At 36.0% G+C, this 25,915-nt stretch carries 9 protein-coding genes; 4 read left to right on the forward strand and 5 right to left on the reverse strand.

The window, feature by feature from the left end; genetic code table 11:
• Positions 1-25 precede the first annotated feature (25 nt).
• Positions 26-4,216 (reverse strand): Ig-like domain-containing protein, encoded by a 4,191-nt coding sequence (locus ACWA1F_RS14540; RefSeq protein WP_456894535.1) that lies wholly within the window; start codon positions 4,214-4,216, stop codon positions 26-28.
• Positions 4,217-4,622: 406 nt separating this feature from the next.
• Complete coding sequence (locus tag ACWA1F_RS14545; protein WP_456894537.1) at positions 4,623-5,105, reverse strand: regulatory protein RecX; 483 nt, start codon at positions 5,103-5,105, stop codon at positions 4,623-4,625.
• A gap of 279 nt (positions 5,106-5,384) precedes the next feature.
• On the opposite strand from ACWA1F_RS14545, the gene ACWA1F_RS14550 reads away from it, so the two are divergent.
• From ACWA1F_RS14550 to ACWA1F_RS14560, 3 genes are all read left to right on the forward strand, one after another.
• Complete coding sequence (locus ACWA1F_RS14550) at positions 5,385-10,931, forward strand: glycine-rich domain-containing protein (RefSeq protein WP_456894539.1); 5,547 nt, start codon at positions 5,385-5,387, stop codon at positions 10,929-10,931.
• Positions 10,932-11,084: 153 nt separating this feature from the next.
• Entirely contained in the window at positions 11,085-14,939 is a 3,855-nt protein-coding gene (locus ACWA1F_RS14555; protein ID WP_456894541.1) for a T9SS sorting signal type C domain-containing protein, read from the forward strand.
• Positions 14,940-15,380: 441 nt separating this feature from the next.
• The gene (locus ACWA1F_RS14560) at positions 15,381-20,477 is read left to right on the forward strand and encodes a T9SS sorting signal type C domain-containing protein (RefSeq protein ID WP_456894543.1); all 5,097 of its coding nucleotides are present in this window, start codon (positions 15,381-15,383) and stop codon (positions 20,475-20,477) included.
• A 48-nt stretch (positions 20,478-20,525) separates the two neighbouring features.
• Here ACWA1F_RS14560 and ACWA1F_RS14565 read toward each other — a convergent pair whose 3' ends face one another.
• From ACWA1F_RS14565 to ACWA1F_RS14575, 3 genes are all read right to left on the reverse strand, one after another.
• Entirely contained in the window at positions 20,526-21,392 is an 867-nt protein-coding gene (locus ACWA1F_RS14565; RefSeq protein WP_456894545.1) for a cupin-like domain-containing protein, read from the reverse strand.
• Positions 21,393-21,555: 163 nt separating this feature from the next.
• Positions 21,556-21,993, reverse strand: coding sequence for a hypothetical protein (locus ACWA1F_RS14570; RefSeq protein WP_306153671.1), 438 nt, complete (start codon positions 21,991-21,993; stop codon positions 21,556-21,558).
• A gap of 98 nt (positions 21,994-22,091) precedes the next feature.
• Positions 22,092-23,039: a bifunctional riboflavin kinase/FAD synthetase gene (locus tag ACWA1F_RS14575; protein ID WP_456894547.1), complete on the reverse strand. Its 948-nt coding sequence runs from the start codon at positions 23,037-23,039 to the stop codon at positions 22,092-22,094.
• A 192-nt stretch (positions 23,040-23,231) separates the two neighbouring features.
• Here ACWA1F_RS14575 and ACWA1F_RS14580 point away from each other — a divergent pair, with 192 nt between their 5' ends.
• Positions 23,232-25,904 (forward strand): zinc-dependent metalloprotease, encoded by a 2,673-nt coding sequence (locus ACWA1F_RS14580; protein WP_456894549.1) that lies wholly within the window; start codon positions 23,232-23,234, stop codon positions 25,902-25,904.
• Positions 25,905-25,915 lie beyond the last annotated feature (11 nt).

Genomic DNA, 25,915 nt, shown 5'->3' on the forward strand with positions numbered 1-25,915 from the left:
ACCCATCGTAAAGATGGGTTTTGTATTAATTAAAAATGATTTTTTTCGTGACTACATGTCCATTTTCTAAAATTACTTTTACCAATAAAACCTGATTGCTAGAATGTAAGTTTTCAATTCTTAATTCTTTTGCTTCAATTTTATTTTTGCCATAAAGCAATTGGCTGCCAATAGTATAGATCTGTACTTCTTTAATGTTTTCAGTTCCGCTAGTAAGATTTATTATTTTTGATTTTACTGAAACTAAAACATTATTTCCTATATTTTCAAAATCGTCTGTGCCTAAAGTTTTGTTGGTGTAACGCAATACGAAACGATCTGCAAAAGTTCCAACAGCAGTTTTGAACGTGTAATTTGAAGTTCGAAGGTCTGTTATCGTTCCTGTTGTTTTATCTTCTAAATAAACGGCTTGCTGATTAAAAAATCCATCTGCATGGTCTATCGATATTGTAAGTTCGCCTTCAATAGTAACTCTGTAGCCAAGAGGAACGGTGTCGGTATTGTCAAAGGGCAAGCCACGACCTTGAATAGTTAAACTCTTAGTTTCGTTGATACTGTAAAAATCAATATAGGTGTTACTATTCATTGTTTCGGCATCATAATTATGATCTAGACCATTTGTTGCTCCCGTTGCATATCCTACAAGTATTTGTTTAAAAGCGTCTTTTGTATTGGTTAAATTTAGCCATAGACGATTTTTTTCTATTTCGCTAGTGTTCTCTGTCGTCTTAAAGAATGCTGTATTTTTAGCTTTCACTCTTTGTGCATTTGTAAATAAAGCAGTACTTACTTTAGGTTCAATAAAGAAGCCTTGTCCGGTTGCAATATAGCCATTAGGAACTTGTCCTTTTGGAGAAGGTTGAGTTTGACCCGTCAATGTAAAAACGGCAAAATCGGCACTATCATAAGTAAATGTGTTGGTTCCTTCTATCTTCTTTGGCGGTGTATTATGTGACCAGAAGTATAAAGCTCCTATATCTCCGTTGTCTCTAATGAATTTTTCGGCATCAATAGCAGACGGGTATGGATTGCCTAAGAAATTCAAATTTCCATTTACAAGAGAGACTGGGATGTCCCCATTGTTTGGCTTTCCTACAAATTTTGCAGTAAAATCTTTAGGGATAGTTAGATCATAAGGCTGAGGAGCTCTAATGCTGTATCCTTTTCCTGCCGCCATCTTTTCTATTCCGTTTTTACTAACAACCCATTTTTCAGTAGTAGGGTTCCAGTAATGGAATTTGTCTGATAAGGTCTGTGGAGATAAATTGTACATTGAAAAGTTACCTACTGGTGATGACCAATATGTCACGTCATAACGAACTACATTGATTGTTCTTTGTATTTCAAACGCATTTGCCCCTCCAGTAAACATATCTTTGCTTGTTGAAGTTTGAAGCAATGATCCTCCATCTAAAATTAGTAATTTCCCTGCTCCGATAACATTTATGTCTTCGTCAACAGTTAAAGTAACATCTTTTTTAACTGTTAGGGTAACTCCATCATTTATTGTACAAGAACAAACAGTGAGGTCTGAACTAAGTTCTGTATTAGCATTTATTACTAAAGAGCTTCCGTTTGCATTGCCTGTTCCATTTGGAACATTAATAAAAAGGACAGAAGATTTTGCTCCACCTCCATTTTCTTTTAAACGAATTTCTATTTTTGTTTTGCTGCTGAAGGCAAAAAGCTGTCCATTGTTGTCAAGTGTTACCGAATTGTCTGTGTTTCCAGATTTATCAAAAACTTTTGTTCCATCTACATAAATTTGAAGGTCATCATCATAATTTGCAACTTGTATTTGATATTTACCACAAGTAAAGCCTTGACGTTTAGAAACAACCGTAAAATAATCATTAGGCATTGGGGCACCTTGCCAATTGCTTGCCGTATATGGAGATTTGTTTGTCGCCCAGTATGCCGTAGAATTTGCATTCAGATTTGGATCTACATAATAACCAGCATAAACTGCATTTTGTAAAGTGATGTCATTTTTGTTGTAACCGTAAACATTCCAAACTTTATCTCCAAATACAGTAGGATCGCCTTTTGGTAATCCGAATGAGAAAGAGGCTCGGGCATCTCCTGCTATTTCAAAATATTCTAGAACAAAATCGTAATCTTTGTTGGCTTCAAGTTCGTATAAAGCGGAATTTACAGCGTAACTTCCTCCGCTCCATCGCTGTAAAACGATATTTCCATTAATGTATAATCTGATTCCGTCATCACCTGCTATCATGAAATTGTAAAGTCCAGCTTCTGTAACTTTAGTACGCATTCTATAACGCACAAAGAAATGATCAGGTGGGGCAACTTCACATGGAAAATTTGATGTAACACCGGTTATAGCTCCACTGTTAACATCTCTGTCAAAATTTTTGTTTTCGGTTACAGTTCCAATATAAGTTGAAACTGCAGGATCAGGAGTAGCATTATAGTTAATAGTTGGAACTGCATTGGTCTGAGTCCATTTGTATACATATCCAATCCATTTATCTTGCCCATATGCGTTTGGATCTTCAGTTGGTGCGCAAGGTGCTGCGGTAACGTCAACACTTACAGTTGCTGATGAGTATATTGTTCCGTTAAAGATAGAATACGTAAAGTTTGATGTTCCAACAAATCCAGCTGTAGGAGTAAAAGTTACACCAGTAATACCATTTATAACTACAGTTCCTCCTGAAGTTGGTTGAGTAACAGCAATGCTTTGTACAGGGGTATTACCAACAACATCATTAGTTAAAACTGGAATTGGAATGCTTTTATTAGATGGAGTAGTCGCAAAGTCGCTATATGCGATGAACACATTAGAATCTTTTACGCTTCCCGTAATGTTTAATTTTGTTCTAAACTGAAATTCTTGGTTTGAATTATAAACATAAAGACGGATATACATGGTTTGTCCTGGAAGTAGATAATTTAAATCAGAACCAAAAGGAGCGCTAACACTTGTCCATGTTCCGGTTGTGTTTGTTTGTGCTAACAGAGTTTTTGGGTTGGCAAATGTAGCATCGTTGGAATAGTTGATTTTAAATCTTTGTCCACTGCCACCTTGATTTCGATAAACCAAATTAAAAGCACTTAAATTTACCCGATGTGTATCATCTGCCTTAATTGTAAATTCTACATATTTACTATCAGACGCTGCACCAGATGGCCAGCTTCCAGTCTGAAAAAAAGGATTTTTTGCATCTTCGTTTATATTGTAGTTTAAAGATACATTGTTGTTTTTAATGCTGTTTGACGTTACATAAGGAGATAATACAGTTGCTTCTTTTCTGTCTGATGCATTTCGACCATACCAGATAACCAATTTTTCAGGTGTGTCTTCGGCAACTGTAACTTGAATTTTAGCTTCTGATGAAACATTTGCTGCATCTTTTATAGTGTATTTGAATGATGATACTCCCAAAAAATTATTAGCAGGACTAAACGTAACCGTTTTATCAGGATTGATGGTTGCTGTTCCCTGAGAAGCGGGAGGAGGAGTAGAAATTACAATGGAAGTAACATTCTCCTTTTTTATATCATTGCTTAGTGGTGAAACATTTAAGGTTGTATTTTTAATAACTTTCACATAATCGTTAATCGCTAAAATTTTGTTTGGATCAAAGTCTGAAATCGTTCCTGTAATTGTAGTAGGTGCAGAATCTCCGATCATAATATGAAAATTATTGTTTGAATTGTAAACATACAAACGAACATATACAATCTGACCAGGCAAAACAGGATTGATTTCTTCTGAAAAAGAAGGATTTATTGAAGTCCAGTTGTTAACACTGGCTCTTTCAGGTACTAGAACCTTTACATCTTTTTTAAATTCGGAGTCTTTAGAATATAAAATGGTGAATCTTTCTGTTGCTCCTCCTCCTTGACTTTTAAATTTCAATTTGAATTCAGCTAAATCCAATTTCTTTCCAGAGTTTGGCGTAATTTTAAATTCTACATATTTTGCAGGATCGTATTCACCTTCATTTTGCTGTCCATTTGGCCAGCCACTGCATAAAAAAAAAGGTTGAGGCTCCCAGCCATTGTTATAGTCTACCGTTATTTGTGACGGAGATGTAGAAGAAGTTAGGTATGATAAAGCCAAACCAGAATTAATAACCGTTGGTTTTTTTGGGTCACTTGGTGTTTGTGCATCCCATTTAATTAAATCTACATTTTGGGCAAACGTAAAAAAAGGCAACAATAAGAATAAAAGTAAAGTTTTTTTCATGTTAAATGTTTTCTATCAATTTGTTATGCTGGCATAGAACTTTCGAACCGCGGCAAAGATAGATACATCTACGAGCTGGAAATTGTTAGGGTTTTGCGAACCCCTATTTAATCGATGAATTGTTGAAATAGTCGATGAACTACATTAAAAAATTTAATGTTCGATAAATATTCTTATAAAACACCTGAAAATAATATAGGAATAATCGTAAATATTTGAGTTTTTTGAGGTTGTTTTTTGCGTTTTTAGACTAAAAAACGTCAGATTTGCTATAAATTCTTCAAAAAAGGAATATTTTATAACTTGAAGTTGTGTGGGTTTTGACACTGGTTTAATGGAGTTTGCAGCGAATTTAAAATTCTACAAAAGGGATAAAAATTGTCTTTTTTGGGAGAAGAAAGGAAATCTAATTTTCTTCTAGTTCTTTTACTTTTTCATAAACTAAATTACTTTCAAAACCTCTGCGAAGCATATAGTCGCAGAATTTTTTACGTTTTTTTAGAAGGTTGGTTTCTGAAATAGTATCCCAAGATCTTTCGGCAAGATTTTCGAAAGTTTCAAAATATTCTTCAACTGAAATTTCTTTCAAAGCCAAAGTAATATTGGTTGAAGAAATATTTCTCATTTTCAATTCGTTTGTAATCCTGATTTTTCCCCAATGTTTTATTCTGTGTTTGCCTCGTGCAAAGCTGCACGCAAAACGGGTTTCGTTAAGAAAATTACCTTCAATGAGCTGAACAACAATATAGTCGATTTCATCGGAAGTCATTTTTAAACTATATAATTTATCAACAACTTCGTCATGACAGCGCTCTTGATAAGCACAAAAATGCTCTAACTTTTGTAAAGCTTCTTTGATGGTGAAAGTGCTGTTCGTCGGTTTTTTCATGCGTTTTAACGTTTAAATTCAGTTATGCTCAATTAGTTATAAATTAATTCTGAAATTTGTTAATATTTTACAAAAAGAAATAAATTATAACCTTGTGTATTAGGCTAATTTAAATATTTTTGTACGGAATTTTAACAATTTTAGATTTCGGCTTAAAGTCCAAAATTTAACATTTTAAGATTCAGAGAATTACCAAAAGAATATTGCTCTTTTTGGAAGAAATGCCTTTTTTGCTTTAAGCAAACCAAAAACAAATTTAAAACAAATACCTACTGCTATATGATGAGAAAATTACTTTACTCGTTTTTATTTTTATTCTTTGCCTATTCTTCTTTTGCCCAGATTGTATATACAGATAATAATTCAGGTACAAGAAGCTGGACAGTTCCACAGGGTGCTACAGAAGTAACCGTTGAAATATGGGGTGCTGGTGGTGCTGGTGGAGGCTCGCAAAATAACAATAGAGGCGGTGGCGGCGGTGGCGGCGGCGGTTATTCTTCAAAAACATTTTCAGTAACAGCAGGGCAAAATATTAACTATACTATTGGGACTGGTGGAACTGGAAGTATAAATAGTGGAACTAATGGAGGTGCTACATCGCTAACTTACACCGGAGCAAATTCGCTAACGGCTAATGGAGGAGTACGTGGTATTCAAAGTAGTAGTACAGGAAATGCTGGTGGAGCTGGAGGGACGGCAACTGGTGGTACAATAAATTTGCAAGGTTCAAGTGGTGGCTCAGGTGGTAGTAGTGGAGGAAATGGAGGAAATAGTGGAAATACTACAAATACAGGAGGAGCAGGAGGAACAGGAGTTAATGGAACAAGTGGATTCGTACCTGGAGGCGGCGGCGGCGGCGGCGAAAGGGCGGGTAGTGATCGATCTGGAGGTGCTGGTGCAAATGGGCAAGTGAGAATCACATATATTCCAAGTTATCAATATCAAATTATATCTTCAAATACTGGATCTACAACATGGTGTGCGGGAGAGACTAGAAATGTTACAGTTACTATAAAAAATACTGGTTCAAAGGCTTGGACTGACACGCCTTCTGCAGATTTTAATATCGGAATCAAATGGAATCCTAACGGTGAAAGTTGGACAGACTACAATGTAAGAGTTGATGCTCAAAATTTGGCTCCAGGTGAAACTAAAACTTATACTTTTACAATTTCTGCAGTCTATAGTGGAGGAGATGATAATGGTACGGCCTTGCCAGCAGGAATAAATAATCTTGCTTTTGATGTTGTTTATGAACATGTCGCTTGGTTTGGAGATAATCATAACGGAGTAGGCCCTGGGAATACTTTACTAAAAACTGTAAATCAAACTATAGTGGCATTACCCCTTAATAGGACTACTTCTGCAGTATTGTCATCAGTTTGCACAGGTTCAGGTACAAATATTAATGTTGCGAATTCGGAACTTGGTGTTAGTTATCAGTTAAGAAATGGAAGTGTTAATATAGGAACTCCAGTTGCTGGTTCAAACGGAACGATTAGCTTACCTACAGGTAATTTAACAACAGCCACAACTTTTAATGTACTCGCTACATCGGCTTGTGGAAGTTCACTACAAATGTCCAATACTCCTACAGTAAATGTTACTCCACTTCCAACAACATCCAATGCTGGTCCAGATCAAACAGGAAATAGCAGTTCTTTCACATTGGCTGGTAATGCGCCTACAGTAGGTACAGGTGCATGGTCGGTAGCCAATGGTCCGAGCACATTGGCAACTCAATTTAGTAGTACTTCAAATCGTACAGCAACATTTACTCCAGCAGCTTCTGGAACATACGTTTTGAATTGGACAATAACGAATGGTACTTGTACATCTACAGATCAAGTTGTCATTTCGACTTGTCTGAGTAATTTAATTAAGAATGGTGATTTTAGTCTAGGAACGACTGATTGGGCAAGAGCAACAACAAAAGGAACAACTGTAGAAGTCCTAACTGAAAATGTGTATTTTAGCAATGGGAATTCTGATAATACAGCAGAATTAGATTCACAAGCATCACTGAGACAAGATGTAACAGTTGTGCCTGGTGTTCAATATACTTTGAGCTTTCTATACGCCCGAAGACCGGGGTCATCTCCCACTGTTGCGGTTGATGTTAAATTGTTTGGAGGATCAACGGCATCAATAAATTATACGACTTCCGATACTAATAACACTCCTTTTGTAGGTACATTAACTTTTATACCAACAACTTCTTCTGTAGGTATTGAATTTTATAATTCCTTAGAGACAACTACACTTGGTTCTATTATAGATAATATTGTTTTAATTCCTTCTTCTCAGGTGGCTCCGATTGCTATATCATCGCCTAAAGGAAATTATAAAACTTTAGATGTCTGTGCAGGAGTACCTGTTCAATTAGATGTGGAAAATGTTCCTACTTCTGGTGTAACTTATGTTTGGTCAACTACATCTTCAGGAGCAGTGTTTTCATCAACTACTGCTAAAAATCCTACTGTAACATTTGCTGGATCAGGAAATGAACAGAAAGTAACAGTGGTTGTAACTACAGCAGGTGGCTGTTCAGGAACGCCTTCTTCTACATATTTTAATGTAAAAGCGGCTCCAACAGTTGCGGCAATAGGAGGTGGAGCAAGTACCGTTTGTATTGGGGCTACAACTCCTGCTTTTACAAATAGTACAGCGGGAGGAACTTGGTCTATATTGGCTGGATCTGGTACAGCAAGTATTACGTCAGGAGGTATTGTGACAGGATCAACTGAAGGTACAGTAACTGTTGTTTATACGGTTACTGCAGGTAATGGATGTTCAAATACTGCTACGCGAAGTCTGACTGTAAACCCAAACCTTCCAGCTTCTGTAACTATTGCAGCTTCTCCGTCTAACGTAATCTGTTCTGGCGCTTCAGTAACCTTTACAGCTACGCCTACTAATGGCGGAACGGCTCCTTCATACCAGTGGTATAATGGGGCAACAGCGATAACAAATGCTACGAATTCAACATATACAAGTACAGGATTGGCAAATTCAAATGTTATAAGTGTTCGAATGACATCAAATGCAACTTGTGCTACAGGAAGCCCTGCAATGTCAAATCAGATTACAATGACTGTAAACCCAAATCTTCCAGCTTCTGTAACTATTGCGGCTTCTCCGTCTAACGTAATCTGTTCTGGCGCTTCAGTAACCTTTACAGCTACGCCTACTAATGGCGGAACGTCTCCTTCCTATCAGTGGTATAATGGGGCAACAGCGATAACAAATGCTACAAATTCAACATACACAAGTACAGGATTGGCAAATTCAAATGTTATAAGTGTTCGAATGACATCAAATGCAACTTGTGCTACAGGAAGCCCTGCAATGTCAAATCAGATTACAATGACTGTAAACCCAAATCTTCCAGCTTCTGTAACTATTGCGGCTTCTCCGTCTAACGTAATCTGTTCTGGCGCTTCAGTAACCTTTACAGCTACGCCTACTAATGGCGGAACGTCTCCTTCCTATCAGTGGTATAATGGGGCAACAGCGATAACAAATGCTACGAATTCAACATACACAACTACAGGATTGGCAAATTCAAATGTTATAAGTGTTCGAATGACATCAAATGCAACTTGTGCTACAGGAAGCCCTGCAACGTCAAATCAGATTACAATGACTGTAAATCCAAATCTTCCGGCTTCTGTAACTATTGCAACTTCTCCGTCTAACGTAATCTGTTCTGGCGCTTCAGTAACCTTTACAGCTACGCCTACTAATGGCGGAACAGCTCCATCTTACCAATGGTATAATGGATCAACTGCTATAACGAACGAAACGAATTCAACATACACGAGTACAGGATTATCAAATGCAGATGTTATAACCGTGCGCATGACATCAAATGCGACATGTGCGACGGGAAGTCCTGCTACATCTAATGGAATAACAATGGTTGTAAATCCAAAACCTACAACGCCATCAACTTCATTTACAAATGTATCTTGTGGCAATTTAGGAACGATTACACTGAGCGGTTTGCCATCAGTAAACTGGACTGTTAATCAAACAGGTCAAACGGTAACGACGTATAATCGTCAAACTAATGAAACCACTCTGACTATTGAAAATTTACAAGCAGGGACATATCATTTCACGGTTACAAATAATGACACTTCTTGTATTTCAAGTACAGCAGATGTTATAATATCAGACCTCAGAACTATTACAGAGTGGAACGGCTCAGGATGGTCAAATGGTAATCCAGATGTAAACAAAACGGTTAGAATTACTTCAGCAGCTAGCCAGCCTTTTTCTGCTAGTACGCTAAATTTGACAATATGTTCTTTAGAAATTGCGATTACAGGTCCAGATTCACTTATAATTCCATCAAATATGACTTTAACCGTTACAAACGGTATAACAAGTAATGGAAAATTAGTGTTTGAAAGCGGTTCAAGTTTATTACAAGGAGATAACGCTGTAAATTCTGGTAATATTTCGTATAAACGAAAAGTTAGTTTGACTCGTTATGATGTGGTTTACTGGGCAAGTCCAGTAACCGATGCAACGATGAGCATGTACAAGTTTTCTCCAAATACGTTATCGGATAAATACCATTATTGGAATCCTAATAACGAAACATGGGTGCTTAATAGGAATGGTCCAGAAATTATGAAAATAGGAAGAGGTTATAGTATCAGAGCACCTCAGTCTTTTGATCTAGCAACTCCTAGTATATTTGAAGGTACATTTGTAGGGGTGCCAAATAATGGAGATGTGACGGTTACAACTGTAAAAGATAAATTAAATATGATAGGAAATCCTTATCCTTCTGCAATCGATGCAAGTGAATTAATTTTGGAAACGAACAAAGATGTCTTAGGTGCGATATATATATGGTCGCATAACCAACCTCCTCAACGTGTTCCAGGAACTAATACTTTCAGATATATAAGTTCAGATTTTATTGTTTTTAATGGAGTCGGTTCAGTAAGACTAGATGTAGTTAATGGTCCTTTAGATGAATTTGACGGATATGTTGGAGCAGGGCAAAGCTTCTTTGCAACACCAACTGTAAATGAGATTAAATTTAATAATGCGCTTCGTAAAGGAAGTACTGATAATACACAATTTTATAAAACAGCTAAAACCAATAAAATTGAGAAAAATCGTTTGTGGCTAAATATTGCAAATACGGAAGGTGTTTTTAAACAGTTATTGATTGGTTATATGGATGGAGCAACAAATCATAATGATTTGAGCTATGATGCGGAAACGATGAATAGCAACTCATATATTGATTTTTATACGATCAACGAATCTACCAATTTAACTATTCAAGGTCGTGCGCTTCCTTTTGATAATACTGAAGTAATTCCTTTAGGATATAGAACTGGCGTTGATGATAAAGGCGATCGTAATTTTACAATTTCTATTGATCATGCAGACGGATTCTTTGATACTCAGGAAGTGTATTTAGAAGATAAGGTAACAGGTAAAATAATAGATTTAAGAAAAGAGAATTATACTTTCTTTAGTGCAGCAACAACAAATACAACTCGTTTTGTTCTTCGTTATACGAATAAAACTTTAGGAACAGGTGATTTTGAAAATCTTGAAAATTCAGTTTTAGTTTCGGTTAAAGACAAAGCTGTAAAAATTACTTCGTCTAAAGAAACGATAAAAGAGGTAAATATTTATAATGTTGGAGCGCAACAGTTATACAGTAATAACAAAGTGAACGCTTCAGAATTGCAGATCACAAATTTACATTCTTCTGATCAGGTTATATTGGTAAAAATAACTTTAGAAAACGGTCATACTTTTACTAAAAAAGTTGTTTTTTCTAATCTATAATTAAGTAAAAACCGAGATAATAAGAAGTCCATTCCGTAAAAAGAATGGACTTTTTTTATGGACTAAAAATCCCTAAATCTTGGTATTGTAGACTTCACTTCAACTTTATAATTTTAAATTAATTCTTACAAGATTAACTTTAATTATATTATTTTGATTAGAAATTTACTTTATTATCTGATTTTGCTTCTTTTCATTCCTTGTTCAAATCTTTTAGCGCAGCAGGGAAAATTAGATCCCACTTTTAACACATTGGATGATGGGCAAAATGGCGATGGATTTAATGGTGCAGTACGAACTCTCCTTTTACAAAAAAATGGGAACTTGATTGTAGGAGGCGATTACCTCAGTTTAAATGGATTTCCAGTTTCTTATCTTACATGTTTAACACCCGATGGTACAATCGATGAAAGCTTTAATACCGGTAGTGGTTTTAATGGAAAAATCTATGCATCCTATTTACAAGCAGATGGTAAAATTATTTTGGGCGGAAGTTTTACCATGTACAATGGGATTAACGTAGGAAGGCTCATTCGCTTAAATTCTGACGGATCTTACGATGCTACTTTCAACACCACAATAGGAGCAACAACAGGAATTATTTATGATATCGCAATGCAGTCAGATGGTAAAATAATAATTGTCGGAAGTTTTACTAAATATGCCAATACTACAGTAAATCGTGTTGCACGTTTGCTTCCTAATGGAGCGCTCGATTCTTCATTTTTGACAGGATCTGGTTCAGCATTAAATATTACTCATGCTACTATTACCACTGATGAAAAAATAATTCTTACTGGGAATTTTATCACATTTAATGGAAATTCAGCCAATAGAATTGTCCGTTTAAATAATAATGGAAGTTTCGATTCAACTTTTAAAAGCGGAAATGGTTTTAATGATGATGTAAATGCTGTCGCATTACAGCCTGATGGCAAAATAATAGTAGGGGGCAATTTTACAGCTTTTAATGATGTTTCTGCTAATCGAATTATTCGCTTAAATGCTGATGGAACAAAAGATGAAAGTTTTGTAACAGGAACAGGTTTTAGTAAAGAAGGTGTACAAACAATTAAAATTGATTTCAAAGGAAATTTAATGGTGGGCGGGTCTTTTACAGGTTTTTATAATAATATTGAGGTTAATAGAGTCGTTTTTCTAAATGCAGATGGAACTTTAAAATCAGATTTTGATATTGGTTCAGGGCCAGCTTCTGCTTCTGTTTTGAGTTTAGAATTTGATGACGAAGGAGCTTGGTTTATTGGAGGATCTTTTTCTGTTTTCAACGGACTAAACCAAGGTAGGCTGGCTAAAATTGACAGTGGAGGAGAACACGATATTGCTTATTTGTCTTCGGGAATTGGTTTTGATAACTCCGTTTTTAGCGTATTGCCTCTTTCGAATCAGAAAACAATTGTTGGTGGAAATTTTAATAGATTCAATGGAGCGTCGGTTTCAAAAATAACTTGTCTTCTAGAAGATGGTTCTATTGATGCGTCTTTTAACGCTGGAAATTCGGGAGCAAATAATGTAATAAAAACAACAGTACTACAAGCAGATGGAAAAGTCATTATTGGCGGAAATTTTACAAAATACAATGATGTAAATAGTTACAGAATTATTAGGATTTTACCAAACGGAGAAAGAGATAATTCTTTTACCAGTGGAGATGGATTTAATGCCCAGGTTTATGCACTGGCGGTTCAGCCTGATCAAAAAATAATTGCTACAGGTTCATTTACAAAATACAACGGATCAAACTTAAATAACAATAGAGTTATTAGGCTTCTACCAGATGGGACTAAAGACAATGATTTCAATACTGGTTCAGGTGCTGATGGAATTGTCGAAATAGTGACATTGCAGCCTGACGGAAAAATTCTTTTGGGAGGACGGTTTAAAAATTTTAACGATAAGCCTTATTCTGGTTTAGTTCGTCTAAATACTGATGGAAGTATTGATTCAAGTTTTGATATCCAAAAGGGATTTGATAAAAATGTCTATGCAATTGCGCTTCAGTCAGATCAAAAGATAATTATAGGCGGTTCTTTTTTAACCTTCGATGACATTTCTGAAAAAAGGATTGTACGCTTAAACTCTAATGGAAGTCTAGATACGACATTTGATTCTGGTATAGGTTTTAGTAAAGGCGATGTTCGCTCTATATTGGTACAGCCAGATGAAAGGATCTTAGTTGGAGGTGCTTTCTCGGGAACTTATAGAAATACAGCTTCTTTAAGACTTGTTAGATTAATGCCTTCTGGAATTTTTGATAGTTCATTTAGCGCGCCTTTGAATAATACCCTTTATAACATGAAGTTTACAGAAGATTACAAATTACTCATTGGAGGTAATTTTAATTCAGTTGCAGGTGTTTCCAAACATAGAATTGCCCGTTTAAAACTTTGTGTAAATACTACTGTTTGGAATGGGATTTCTTGGACAAATGGCCCGCCTTCAGCAGGAAAAGATGTATACTTTAAAGAAAATTTTCCGCAGTTGACGAGCACTTCCATTTGCGGATGTAACATTGACCAAGGTAAGACCGTAACATTATTGGAGAACAATACTCTAGCAATAGAATTTGCATACACTGGTTCTGGAACTTTAGTCTTAGAAGATTCAGCAAGTTTATATCAATCAGATGATGATATGGTAAATACTGGAATTGTCCGTGTAATAAGAAAAACAAAGCCAGTAATTCGTTATGATATGACGTATTGGTCTTCGCCTGTTAACGAGCAAAAGATGTTCGATTTTTCACCAAGTACTCTTAGAGATAAATACTATTGGCAAGATCCAATTACTGGCTGGAATATCAATTACAATGGAACTATGAATATGATTCCAGGACAAGGTTACTGTATTAGGGCGCCGCAAAATTATTCAATTACAGAGCGTCAAGTATTTGAAGGAGTCTTTAAAGGAGTTCCAAATAATGGAAAAATAGAAGCAGAGCTTAAAGTAAAAGATGGTCATTATTTAATAGGAAATCCTTATCCATCTGCTATAAGTGCAGATCTTTTTATCATAGCCAATTCTTCTAAAATAAAAGGAGCTCTATATTTTTGGACACATGCAACACCGCCTTCCAGTGGTAAATATTCAGCAAATGACTGCGTGGTATATAATCTTTTAGGAGGTGTTGGAATAACTTCGTCATTAAATTCAGATTACACGACTACAGTGCCAGATGGGACAATAGCTTCGGGACAAGGATTTTTTATAGAAAATAGTTCTGAGGGTTTTATAGAATTTAATAACAGTATGAGAATTAAGTCTTTTAATAGCAGTTTTTTTAAACCAAGTAAAGATTCTTCGGCTGAAATAGATAATGAAAAACTTCGATTCTGGCTTAACCTCCATAATGGAAAAGGTCCGCTAAAACAGATTTTGCTGGGCTATGCCAAAGAGGCTTCCAATTCATTAGATTATTATGATGCATTGTCATTTGGTTCAAATCAAGAAATTGATTTTTATAGCGTTTTAGACAATAAAGAACTTGTTATTCAAGGAAGGGCGATGCCTTTGGAAGAGACTGATTCTATTAAGTTGGGATATAAAACAGACGTTAAAGCGACTTTGAATATAGAGATCGATCATCAAGATGCCTTGTTTAATCAAATCAATATTTTTCTTGTGGATAAAACGCTGGATAAACATCATAATCTTTCTGATGGGCCGTATCAGTTTGTTTCAGAAGTAGGGACTTTTAATAATCGTTTTGAAATTATTTATACTAATAAAACTTTAGGAAATAAAGCTTTCGAAGACAACTTTAAAGGGATTTCAGTATCTCTTAAAAATCGAGTAATAAATATTGAATCTTTTAAAGAGAACATAAAAGAGGTTCTTGTTTTTGATGTTTCTGGGAATCAGTTGTATAGAGGAAATAAGTTCCAAACTAAAAAAGTAGCTATCGAAGACCTACACTCCTCACACCAGATTCTATTTGTGAAAATTGTTTTTGAAGATGGAAAATCAACTTCTAGAAAGGTTATTTTTTAAGAAAAATAGAATGCCTGCCGTCTTTTTATACTGTAAATAAAGATTTATGGATAAGTATTTGATTTTTAAGTGTTTAATAAGTGTGTTTTTATAAATTAACAGTTTTTTCTTAATTTTTATATTTTTCCAATATTAGGTGTTAAAATTATATGTTTAATACTACATTGCGAATTTCAATGTAAATAAAATCGTACCTTGTAGTTATATTTAATCGATTAAACGCTTTTTAAACCGACTAAATGCATTTTGTACAAGCCTTCTCAATTTAATTTTTTTTCAAAATAAATGTTTTTTATCTGCCATAAGTTAATTGTCAAAATTGAATCACTTTTATAAATTCTTTTGGCACTTAGTCTTGTGATACGACTAAATGTCTTTCAATTCTACAATTAATCTTTTTTTGAGTTTGAATTTATTTTTCAATTACTAAAATGCCACAAGATGAAAAAAGATTTACTTTTAATGCTGAATTTCCTCAGCTTTTCAACTTTAGTAACTTATATTGAAAAACAGCTAAAATTTGGCTGGAGTTCTAAAATCCTTGTTGTTTTAATTTTACTATTTTCCCATACAGCTTTAAAAGCACAAATTATAACACGTTCAGTTGCTGTTAGCGATCCTTCTTTCCTCTTACCTGCTGGTATTGATGTTGTTACTGTTGAAGCTTGGGGTGCCGGAGGTGCTGGAGGTGCTGCAAGGGTGACCCCATTAGTCGGAAGAAGTGGCGGTGGCGGCGGTGGCGGCGCTTATGCAAGAGGAACAATCACAACAACAGGATTGTCAAGTTTGAACGTTGTAGTTGGACCAGCTACCGCAGGAGGAACTAGTGATGGAGCATCAGGAGGAGCTTCATACATAACGGGATTTACAGGTTCTTTTAATGCGCCTGGTGGATTCGGTGGTAATGCTAATATTGCAACGACCTCTAATCCAACTGGAGGAAATGGCGGTGTTGGAGTTGGAAATCTGGCAACAGGAACAGGAGGAAATGGAACAAATGGTAGTAATTCAGCATTAAGCGCATTTGCATCTACAGGCGCAGGTGGTAATGGAGCTAATTTTGGTTCAGGTGGAGGAGCTGGTGGGCCTTCGCAAAGCGCCGTAATATTAACAGACTTGACAGGGACTAATGGTTCAACTTATGGCGGTGGCGGTGGTGGAGCGATGAGCGCTAATGCATTAAGAAATGGGGGAAGTGGCGCGAGAGGGCATGTTAATATTACTTATACTTGTAAAACATATAGTTTAACCGGTATATCGGCTCCAAATGTTTGTACAGGAACAACTACACAAGTGCAGTTAACAGGTACAGCAGCAAGTCTTCCCGTTGGTACATACACGGTAAGATATAATACAAGTCGGCCAAATGCGGTAGGACTAACAGCAAATATGGTGGTTACAACCGCAGGATCTGGAAGTTTTACTGCAGCAGGATTGAATTCTTTAGGGAATAGTACCATTACCGTTACTTCTTTGACTTCGGTAGATTGTGTTTCTACTCTTATTGCAAATAATGTTGTAAATATAATAGTTAGTGCTTTACCAACGATAACTTTAGGAACTGTTACACCTGTATGCGCAAGCGCAAGTCTTCAAAATGTAACATTACCTTATACTGCAGTAACTAATGATCCAACAAACTATAGTATTACATGGAATGCCAGTCCTACAAATAGTTTTTTGCCAGTTACAAATGCTGCATTAACAGCCAGTCCAATCACTATTGCAGTTCCGGCAGGAACAGCTCCGGGCACTTACACGGGATCGCTAACAGTACGAAATGCTGCTGGGTGCGTATCTGCTGTAGCAAGTAATTTTACCATAACTGTAAATCCGTTACCGACCATAACATTAGGTGCGACTACAGCAGTGTGCGTAAGTTCAAGTGCGCAAAGTACAACATTGCCTTATACTGCTGTTGCAAACTCTCCAACAACTTACAGTATAACTTGGAATGCATCACCTGCGAATAGCTTTGTAGCAATTACAAATGTGGCTTTACCTGCTAGTTCAATCAATATTTCTATTCCTGCGGGAACGGCAGCGGGAACATACACGGGAACTTTAACAGTACGAAATGCAAATGGCTGTGTGTCTTCTGGCAATAATTTTACCATTACTGTAAATCCGCTTCCAACTATTACACTCGGTACTGCGGCAGTGTGTTTTAATGCGTCATCGCAAACCGCAAGCCTGAGTTATAGCGCCGCAACGAATTCACCAACGACATACAGTATAACTTGGAATGCCAGTCCAGCAAATAGTTTTGCGGCAGTTACAAACGTAGCTTTACCGGCAAGTCCAATTAATATTGCAGTTCCTGCTGGAACTCCAGCGGGAGCATATACAGGAATTTTAACGGTAAGAAATGCCAATGGCTGTGTTTCTTCAGCAAACAATTTTACGGTGACGGTAAATCCTTTACCGACCATAACATTAGAGACCGCCGCCACAGTATGCACAAGTCCAAATACGCAAAGCACAACACTGCCTTATACAGCTGTAACGAATTCACCAACCACCTACAGCATAACTTGGAATGCCAGTCCAGCAAATAGTTTTGCGGCGGTTACAAACGTAGCCTTACCGGCAAGTCCAATTAATATTGCAGTTCCTGCTGGAACTCCAGCGGGAGCATATACAGGAATTTTAACGGTAAGAAATGCCAATGGCTGTGTTTCTTCTGCAAACAATTTTACGGTGACGGTAAATCCTTTACCGACCCTAACATTAGGGACCGCCGCCACAGTATGCGCAAGTACAAATGTCCAAAGCACAGCATTGCCTTATACGTCTGTAACAAATTCGCCAACCACTTATAGCATAACATGGAACGCGAGTCCTGCAAATAGTTTTACGGCAATTACAAATCTGGCTTTACCAGCAAGTCCAATCAATATTACAGTTCCAGCAGGAACATCTCCGGGAACTTATACAGGATTGCTTACAGTTAGAAATGCCAATGGATGTGTATCTTCTGCAAATAATTTTACTGTAACGGTAAATCCTTTACCGACCATAACCTTGGGAACAGCCGCCGCAGTCTGTATAAGTGCAAATGTCCAAAGTACAGCATTGCCTTATACTGCTGTCGCGAATTCACCCACAACTTACAGCATAACTTGGAGCACAAGTCCGACAAATAGTTTTGCCGCAGTTACAGACGCAGCATTAACATCTAGTCCCATCAATATTACAGTTCCAGCAGGAACAGCTCCAGGAACTTATACAGGATTGCTTACAGTTAGAAACGCGAATGGCTGTGTATCTTCTTCAAATAATTTTACTGTAATGGTAAATCCTTTACCGACAATAACTCTGGGAACTGCTGTAGCAGTATGCACAAATACAAATGCTCAAAACACAATATTGCCTTATACTGCTGTCACGAATTCACCAACAACTTACAGCATAACTTGGAGCGCTAGTCCTGCAAATAGTTTTGTGGCAGTTACAGACGAATCTTTAACAGCTAGTCCAATCAGTATTTCAATTCCTGCGGGTACAGCAGGAGGAACCTATTCAGGAATTTTAACAGTGAAAAATGCGAATGGCTGTGTTTCGGCTGGCAATAATTTTACAGTAATAATTAATTCAGCTTCTACTCCAACGGCATCGGTAACCCAGCAGCCAACTTGTATAAACAATACGGGAGTTATTACGGTTACTTCGCCTGCTTCGGGAACAGGATATACATACAGTATTGACGGAGTAGATTTTAGTAATACTGCAGGGATATTTACTGGTTTGTCTTCTGGATCTTATGATGTACAAACTAGAAATAACACATCGGGCTGTGTATCAGAAGTAACACAAATTACAATAAATGCCTTTGTTACTAAAGTATGGAATGGAAATGTTGATGCGAATTGGGGAAATCCTGCAAATTGGACTCCTTCTGGAGTTCCTATTGCTTCTGATTGTATAGATATTCCAGACGTAGGAGTTGATCCTATTATTTCAGGAACAAATGCAAGTTTTTTTGCGAGCAGATTAACGATTCAAAACAATGGATCTTTAATTGTAAATGGAACTAATACTATAACCGTAACAAATGAAGTAAATGTACTTGGTAGTGGGGTTTTGATTTTTGAAAATAATTCAAGTTTAGTTCAAATCGCAGATGTAGTAAATACGGGAAATATTATTTATAAAAGAAATACGACCCCAGTAAGACGTTATGATGTTACCTATTGGTCTTCGCCTGTTACTCGTGAGCCCGCATTTACACTATATGATTTATCGCCTAATACACTTGGGGACAAATTTCATAAGTTTAATTCAGTGACGGAGAAATGGATCCTAATTAGAAATGGAGCAGAAGAAATGGTAAAAGGAAATGGTTATAGCATTCGATCACCTCAATTCTACGATTTAAACTCAACTCAAATTTTCGGTGGCGAGTTTAAAGGAGTACCAAATAACGGAACAATTTTAGGGCCGGTAGGGGCTCCTGAAAAACTCACCTTTTTAGGGAACCCATATCCTTCTGCAATTTATGCAGATGAATTTATCTCTGATAATTCAGGTCGCATTTATGGAACCCTTCAGTTTTGGACACACAATAGTGCTCCTACTCTAATTCCAGGGACTAATACTTTTACTTATAGCAGTGGCGATTTTGCTTATTATAACTTATCAGGGAATATAGAAGTAGGAGAAATGGAAGGTACTCCAGCAACAAATCCTGGGAATCAATCCATACCTGCTGGATATATTGCCGCTGGGCAAGGTTTTTTTGCTCAATCGTTAACTGGTGAGCAGGTTGTCTTTACCAATTCGATGCGCGTGCCTAATCTTAATAGTCAGTTTTATAAATCTTCGGCAACTGTAGCCATAGAAAAACACCGTGTGTGGTTAAATTTAACAAATACAGAAGCGGCTTTTAAGCAATTGCTTATTGGTTATGTAACTGGTGCAACCAACTCTTGGGATAATAATTATGATGCAGTTACAATGAATGCCAATCCGTTTGTCGACTTTTATAGCATCAATGATGGAAAAAAACTGGTTATTCAAGGTCGTGCAGTACCATTTGTTGTAACTGACACTATTCCGTTAGGATATAAGTCTACGATTCCAGAAGGTAATTTTACCATTGCAATAGACCATGCCGACGGAGATTTAAGTAATCAGAATATTTATCTGCAAGACAATTTGACAAATACCATCCATAACTTAAAAACAGGAGGTTATACTTTTACTTCAGCACCAGGAACTTTTCTTAATCGGTTTGTATTGCGATATACAAGTTCAGATGACGATAAAACCTTAGGTAATGAAGATTTTGAGAATCAGGATCAGAAAATTTTTGTTTCGGTTAAAGATAAAAACATCAGACTGCAATCTTTTTCTGAGCAGGAAAATCTTCAGGAAACGGCAATTTATGATTCTGGAGGTAAATTGTTATATCAGAAAAAACAAATTGGAAATAGGGAATTTGTAATAAACAATTTTCAATCGGGACCGCAGGTCTTATTCGTAAAAATAACTCTGGATAGCGGTAAAACGATAACGAAAAAAATAGTATTTCAGTAAAATAAAAAGCGGTTGAAAATTTAAAACTCAACCGCTTTTTTATTTTTATTAAGCACTACGCTGTAAATTTTCGTGCGTATTGGTAATCGCCTTTTCATTTTTATAATCAATCCATTTCTGGCCTTGAATTTTTCGCATCATAATATCAAAATGGCGCATGATAAAAACATTGTATGCTGCTTTAGATAAATTGACAATGTTTTTTGGAAACGATCTTAAGCTCATCGAAAATCCAGGTGTCAGGTATTTCATATAATGCCAATATCCCTCAGGCATATAAAGCATTTCGCCATGTTTTAGATTGGTAATATACCCTTCGGCATTTTTGAGCGCTGGGAATTTTTCATAATCCGGATTATCAAAATCAATATCTTCTCTTGAAATTAAGGCATGAGGTACCTTGTACATAAATTTTGATTGACTTGGCGGGAAAATCATATATTGTTTTTCTCCATGAAAATGAAAATGAAGAATATTCGAATAGTCAATATCGTAATGCATGAAAACTTTCGAATTTTCTCCTCCAAAAAATAACATTGGCATTTGCTTGACTAGTTTTAAGCCAATATCGGGCCACAAGAAGTCATTCTTTAATGAAGGAACTTCTTTCATTAAATTGTAAAGAAATATACGGTAATTGGTAGGCTTTTCTTCCAATAAGTCGATATAATCACTCATTTTCATTGTAGTGTGCGCCTCGTTGAATCCGTCTTCATGATTTACAGGTCTGTCATCGTACAAGGGAACGACCGAGTCTCCTGCTATTTCTTTCATATAAGATAATTTCCATTTGCTATAAGCTGGCCAGTCTTCGGTCAATTCTTCAATAACAACAGGAATTTGTTTTTTTACATATTGGGAAACAAAATCTTCTCTTGAGATTTTTTTTACCCTTTCAATTTGTTTTAACTTCATTTTTATAAATAAAAAAATTGCTTATAACTCTCTGCTATAAGCAATTTAAAAATATTTCTCGAGATTTTAGTTCTCTTTTGACTAAAAAATTGATCGGATCGATGCTCAAAAAGCATTATTTAGAAAGGTATTTCTTTAAAATTTACTGTAAGAATTTTTAAAGTTAATCGGCTGCATATTTGTTGTTCCAATACAGCATCATCATCAAAGTAACAATTACAGAAGAGGCAAGACCTTCAAATAATAGGCAAATACAGTAAGTTGGAACTGATGGATTTCCGCCGAACATAAAAGTTTCAGAGAGACCTCTTACATATGCATCTCCGCCTCGGGCGTAACTGTAAACCAATAAACCAAAAACACTCATACATACACCAACCACAGAAGTTGTCATTGCAGAAATAGCGTTTGATAGAAAATCGGTTTCTCCCTCATGAAAATTCATCTGCATGGTCCTATTAACACCGTAGAATATAATGAAAACGTTGAGTGTTCTCAAATAAAACAAATCTGCTAAACCTAGTACATTCATTAATAAAAAATAAATGCCAATTCCGAGGAAAATCAAAAAACCGTTGGTAATTTCTTTAGGTAATTTCATAGTGGTTATTTTTTAGAAGTTAATAGTAAATAATTGAAAAACAGTGGTCTATCAAATTTACTAAAAAAATAACTACGATGATTTAAAAACGGTAAAAACTATGCGGTTTGGTTTTTTAAGGACGAATTTATAAAAGCCAAAGATTCAATTTTATCTTGATTAAGCTGTTCTTTTAATGCGTCTACTGAACTGAATTTTTGCTCTTCGCGAATGTAATGCAGTAACGAAACCTCAATATTTTGATCGTAAATGTCTTTGTCAAAATTAAACAAATGCACTTCAATGGTTTGTTTTTCGCCATTAACAGTCGGATTGAAACCAATATTCATCATGCCAAAAACAGTTTCACCGTTTACAGTTGCCTTAACAACATAAACGCCAATTTTTGGGATTAGTTTATAATCTTCTTCAATGTGAATATTTGCGGTAGGAAAACCAATTGTTCTTCCGAGCTGTTTTCCTTTTACGATAGTTCCGTTCAAGAAATAGTTGTAGCCTAAATATTCGTTGGCAAGTGCCATGTTGCCTTCATTTAAAGCCTTTCTAATTTTGGTTGAACTAACTGAAACATCTTGAATTTCTTCAGCAGAAATCTGCTCTACTTCAAATCCGTATTCGAGTCCAAAAGCAATCAGATCATCAATATTTGCAGTTCTATTGCGGCCAAAACGATGATCGTGTCCAATAATGATTTTTTGTATCTGGAATTTTTCGACCAAAATGGTGCGAACAAATTCTTCTGCGGTTAATCTTGAGAAACTTTCGTTAAAAGGATGAACAATTAAGTTTTCAATTCCAGTAGCTTCCAAAAGTTTTATTTTTTCACTAATGGTATTCAGCAATCGTATCTCCGATTTTTCTTGAAGAACCATTCGCGGATGCGGAAAAAAGGTCAGAACCAAACTTTCGTATTTCCCATTTTCAGTATGCTGCGTAATTCGATCTAGAATTTTTTTATGACCAATATGCACACCATCAAAGGTACCAAGAGTTAAGATTGTTTTCTTGGTTGACTGAAAATCGTTTATAGAATGAAAGAGCTTCAAAACAAATTATTTAAGATGCTGCAAATTTATACTATTCTCTTTTAAATTTAATACTATGCCAAATCGAATTTTAACGTATAACAGATCTTTTTGTGGAAATAAGCCAACTCGTCGATTAAAAAGCAATAATTGTCGTATAGATAATATGATTTCAAATTAATTGAAGTAATTTTGATATTATATTTTAAGAAGATGAAAAAACAACTACTTTGTATATTTTTAATTTTTTGTTTTGCCAATGTGAGTGCACAGGATGTTTTGTGGCAAAAAGTAACTTCTTCATCGCTTTCGCGAAAAGCAGATGGGGTAAGCTCGGGCAAATTATATTTTAAATTAAATAGCAATCTTCTTAATTCTAAGCTGGCTTCAGCGTCTAATAAAACAGCAAAAAATACAGTTTCAGAAATTACGATTCCAAATACTGATGGAAATTTAGAACGTTTTTCGGTTTGGGAATCTTCTAATTTTGATCCGGAATTACAGGCAAAATATCCAGAAATCAAAGCTTATGAAGGCCGTGGAATAGATGATAAAAATGCTAAAATCCATTTTAGCGTTGCACCGATCGGAATGCAGACAATGGTTTTTAGAACAGCAAAACCAACAGAATATATTGAACAAAATCCTGATAATAAATCGGAATATGTTTTGTTTAAAGCACAAGACAACGCAGAGACAAGAAGATTTTTAGATTGTAAAACTATTGATTTAGTGGCTGAAAATAAATTGTCAACAACGGCAAAAACAACTTCTAATGCCAAACAATTTAAAACACTTCGATTGGCATTATCTTGCACAGGAGAATATGCGGCTTATTTTGGTGGAACAAAATCAGGAGCTTTAGCAGGAATGAACGCGACTTTAACTCGTGTAAACGGTATTTTTGAAAGAGACCTTGCTGTAAGAGTAGTTTTAATCGCTAATAACACCGATGTTATTTATACTGATGCGGCTGCAGATCCTTATTCTGTTCCTTCACAAGGAGCTGTCGATGGAGGAACTTGGCCAAAACAAGTTCAAACTACATTAACTAATGTTATTGGTGAGGCCAATTATGATATTGGTCATTTGTTTGGAGGTTCTGGAGGCGGAGGAAATGCAAGCTGTATTGGTTGCGTATGTGTGAGCCCAACTGCCAATGATCCTGTCGGAAAAGGTAGTGCATTTACTTCTCCAGCAGATGCAAAACCAGAAGGCGATAATTTTGATATTGATTTTGTTGCTCACGAAATGGGGCATCAGCTCGGCGGATCGCATACTTTTTCGTATGCAAATGAAGGAATGGGAACATGTTACGAACCAGGAAGCGGATCAACCATTATGGGATATGCCGGAGTAACAAAAGGCTATAATGTTCAAGATCATTCTGACGATTATTTTTCGTATGCAAGCATTAGTCAGATCCAGAATAATTTGGCAGGAAAAACTTGTCCTGTTTCAACACCAATAACTGATAATAATCCGCCTGAGATAATTGCAGGTCAAGATTATACAATTCCAATTAGTACGCCATTTGTATTAACAGGAACAGGTTCTGATCCTGAAGGAAATTCAATAACTTATACTTGGGAACAATACGATAGTGCCACAACGGCTTTTGCGGGAAATAGTTTTGCTTCTCCAACAAAACCAGATGGTCCAATGTTTAGATCTTTTCCACCTACAGCTTCTCCAGTTCGCTACATGCCAGCTTTAAGTTCTGTACTCAATAACCAGCTGACTACAAGTTGGGAATCTGTTTCGTCGATTGCAAAAACAATGAATTTTACCCTTACAGGACGTGATAATGCAGCTTCAGGAAAAGTACAAACTAGTACAGACGCAATGGTTGTCACAGTAAGTGCTTCTGCGGGACCATTTGCAGTAACTTCGCAAAAAGAAGATAATATTGGATGGGCACAAGGATCTGCACAAACAATAACTTGGAGTGTCAACAATACAAACACACTTCCAGGATCATCAAATGTGAATATAAAATTATCTATTGACGGAGGTACAACATTTCCAATTGTTTTGGCAGCTAATACTCCAAATGATGGAACAGAAACAATATTAGTTCCATCGGATGTTGAGGTTTCTACAAATTGCAGACTTTTAATAGAACCAGTTGGAAATATTTATTATGCTTTAAATAGTATGCCTTTTGCTGTAGGATATACGGTTTCTACATCTTGTTCTTCCTATAGTTTTGGCGGTGGGTATTCGACGGGTGATGGCGCAAACGTTAACAAAACAGTTGCTGTGCCAGCTTCTACCGGATCTATTTCAGATGTTAATGTTTCGGTAAATGTGACGCATGCGAGATTTTCAGATTTGACGATGCAGATTATTAGTCCGCTAGGGACAGTTGTAACTTTATTTAATAAAAATTGTGATAATACAAGTTCTACTTTTGCTTTACAATTTGACGATAGCGGATCTGCTTTAAACTGCAATACGACTACAAGTCAAATTGTGATTCCGTCAACAGCCTTAAATGCTTTTAATGGAGAAAATTCTCAAGGAACTTGGACTTTTAGAGTTTACGATGATAAGGTAGGAGCATTAGGAACCATAAATTCTGCTTCAGTAAATATCTGTAACAAAACCTATACTTTAGGAAACGATGATTTTGAAAATGCTGAATTTATTGCCTATCCAAATCCAAACAAAGGAAGTTTTACGGTACAATTTGAGAGAGATTCAATAAGCGAAATTAAAGTTTATGTCAATGATATTAATGGAAAATATGTTTATGACAGAACTTTCCAAGGTTCAGGATATTTTATTCAAGATATTCAATTACCAGATGTACCTTCAGGTCTTTATTTTGTGACGGTTACTGATGGACAAAAGAAAGTAATAAAAAAGATATTGGTAAATTAAACCTAGAATCT

It is taken from the genome of Flavobacterium erigeronis (genome assembly GCF_054075165.1).

Excerpts from the sequence above, each read along its gene's own strand:
- ACWA1F_RS14540 (WP_456894535.1), bottom strand. The coding sequence starts at position 4,216 with ATGAAAAAAACTTTACTTTTATTCTTATTGTTGCCTTTTTTTACGTTT.
- ACWA1F_RS14545 (WP_456894537.1), bottom strand. The coding sequence starts at position 5,105 with ATGAAAAAACCGACGAACAGCACTTTCACCATCAAAGAAGCTTTACAA.
- ACWA1F_RS14550 (WP_456894539.1), top strand. The coding sequence starts at position 5,385 with ATGATGAGAAAATTACTTTACTCGTTTTTATTTTTATTCTTTGCCTAT.
- ACWA1F_RS14560 (WP_456894543.1), top strand. The coding sequence starts at position 15,381 with ATGAAAAAAGATTTACTTTTAATGCTGAATTTCCTCAGCTTTTCAACT.
- ACWA1F_RS14565 (WP_456894545.1), bottom strand. The coding sequence starts at position 21,392 with ATGAAGTTAAAACAAATTGAAAGGGTAAAAAAAATCTCAAGAGAAGAT.
- ACWA1F_RS14570 (WP_306153671.1), bottom strand. The coding sequence starts at position 21,993 with ATGAAATTACCTAAAGAAATTACCAACGGTTTTTTGATTTTCCTCGGA.
- ACWA1F_RS14580 (WP_456894549.1), top strand. The coding sequence starts at position 23,232 with ATGAAAAAACAACTACTTTGTATATTTTTAATTTTTTGTTTTGCCAAT.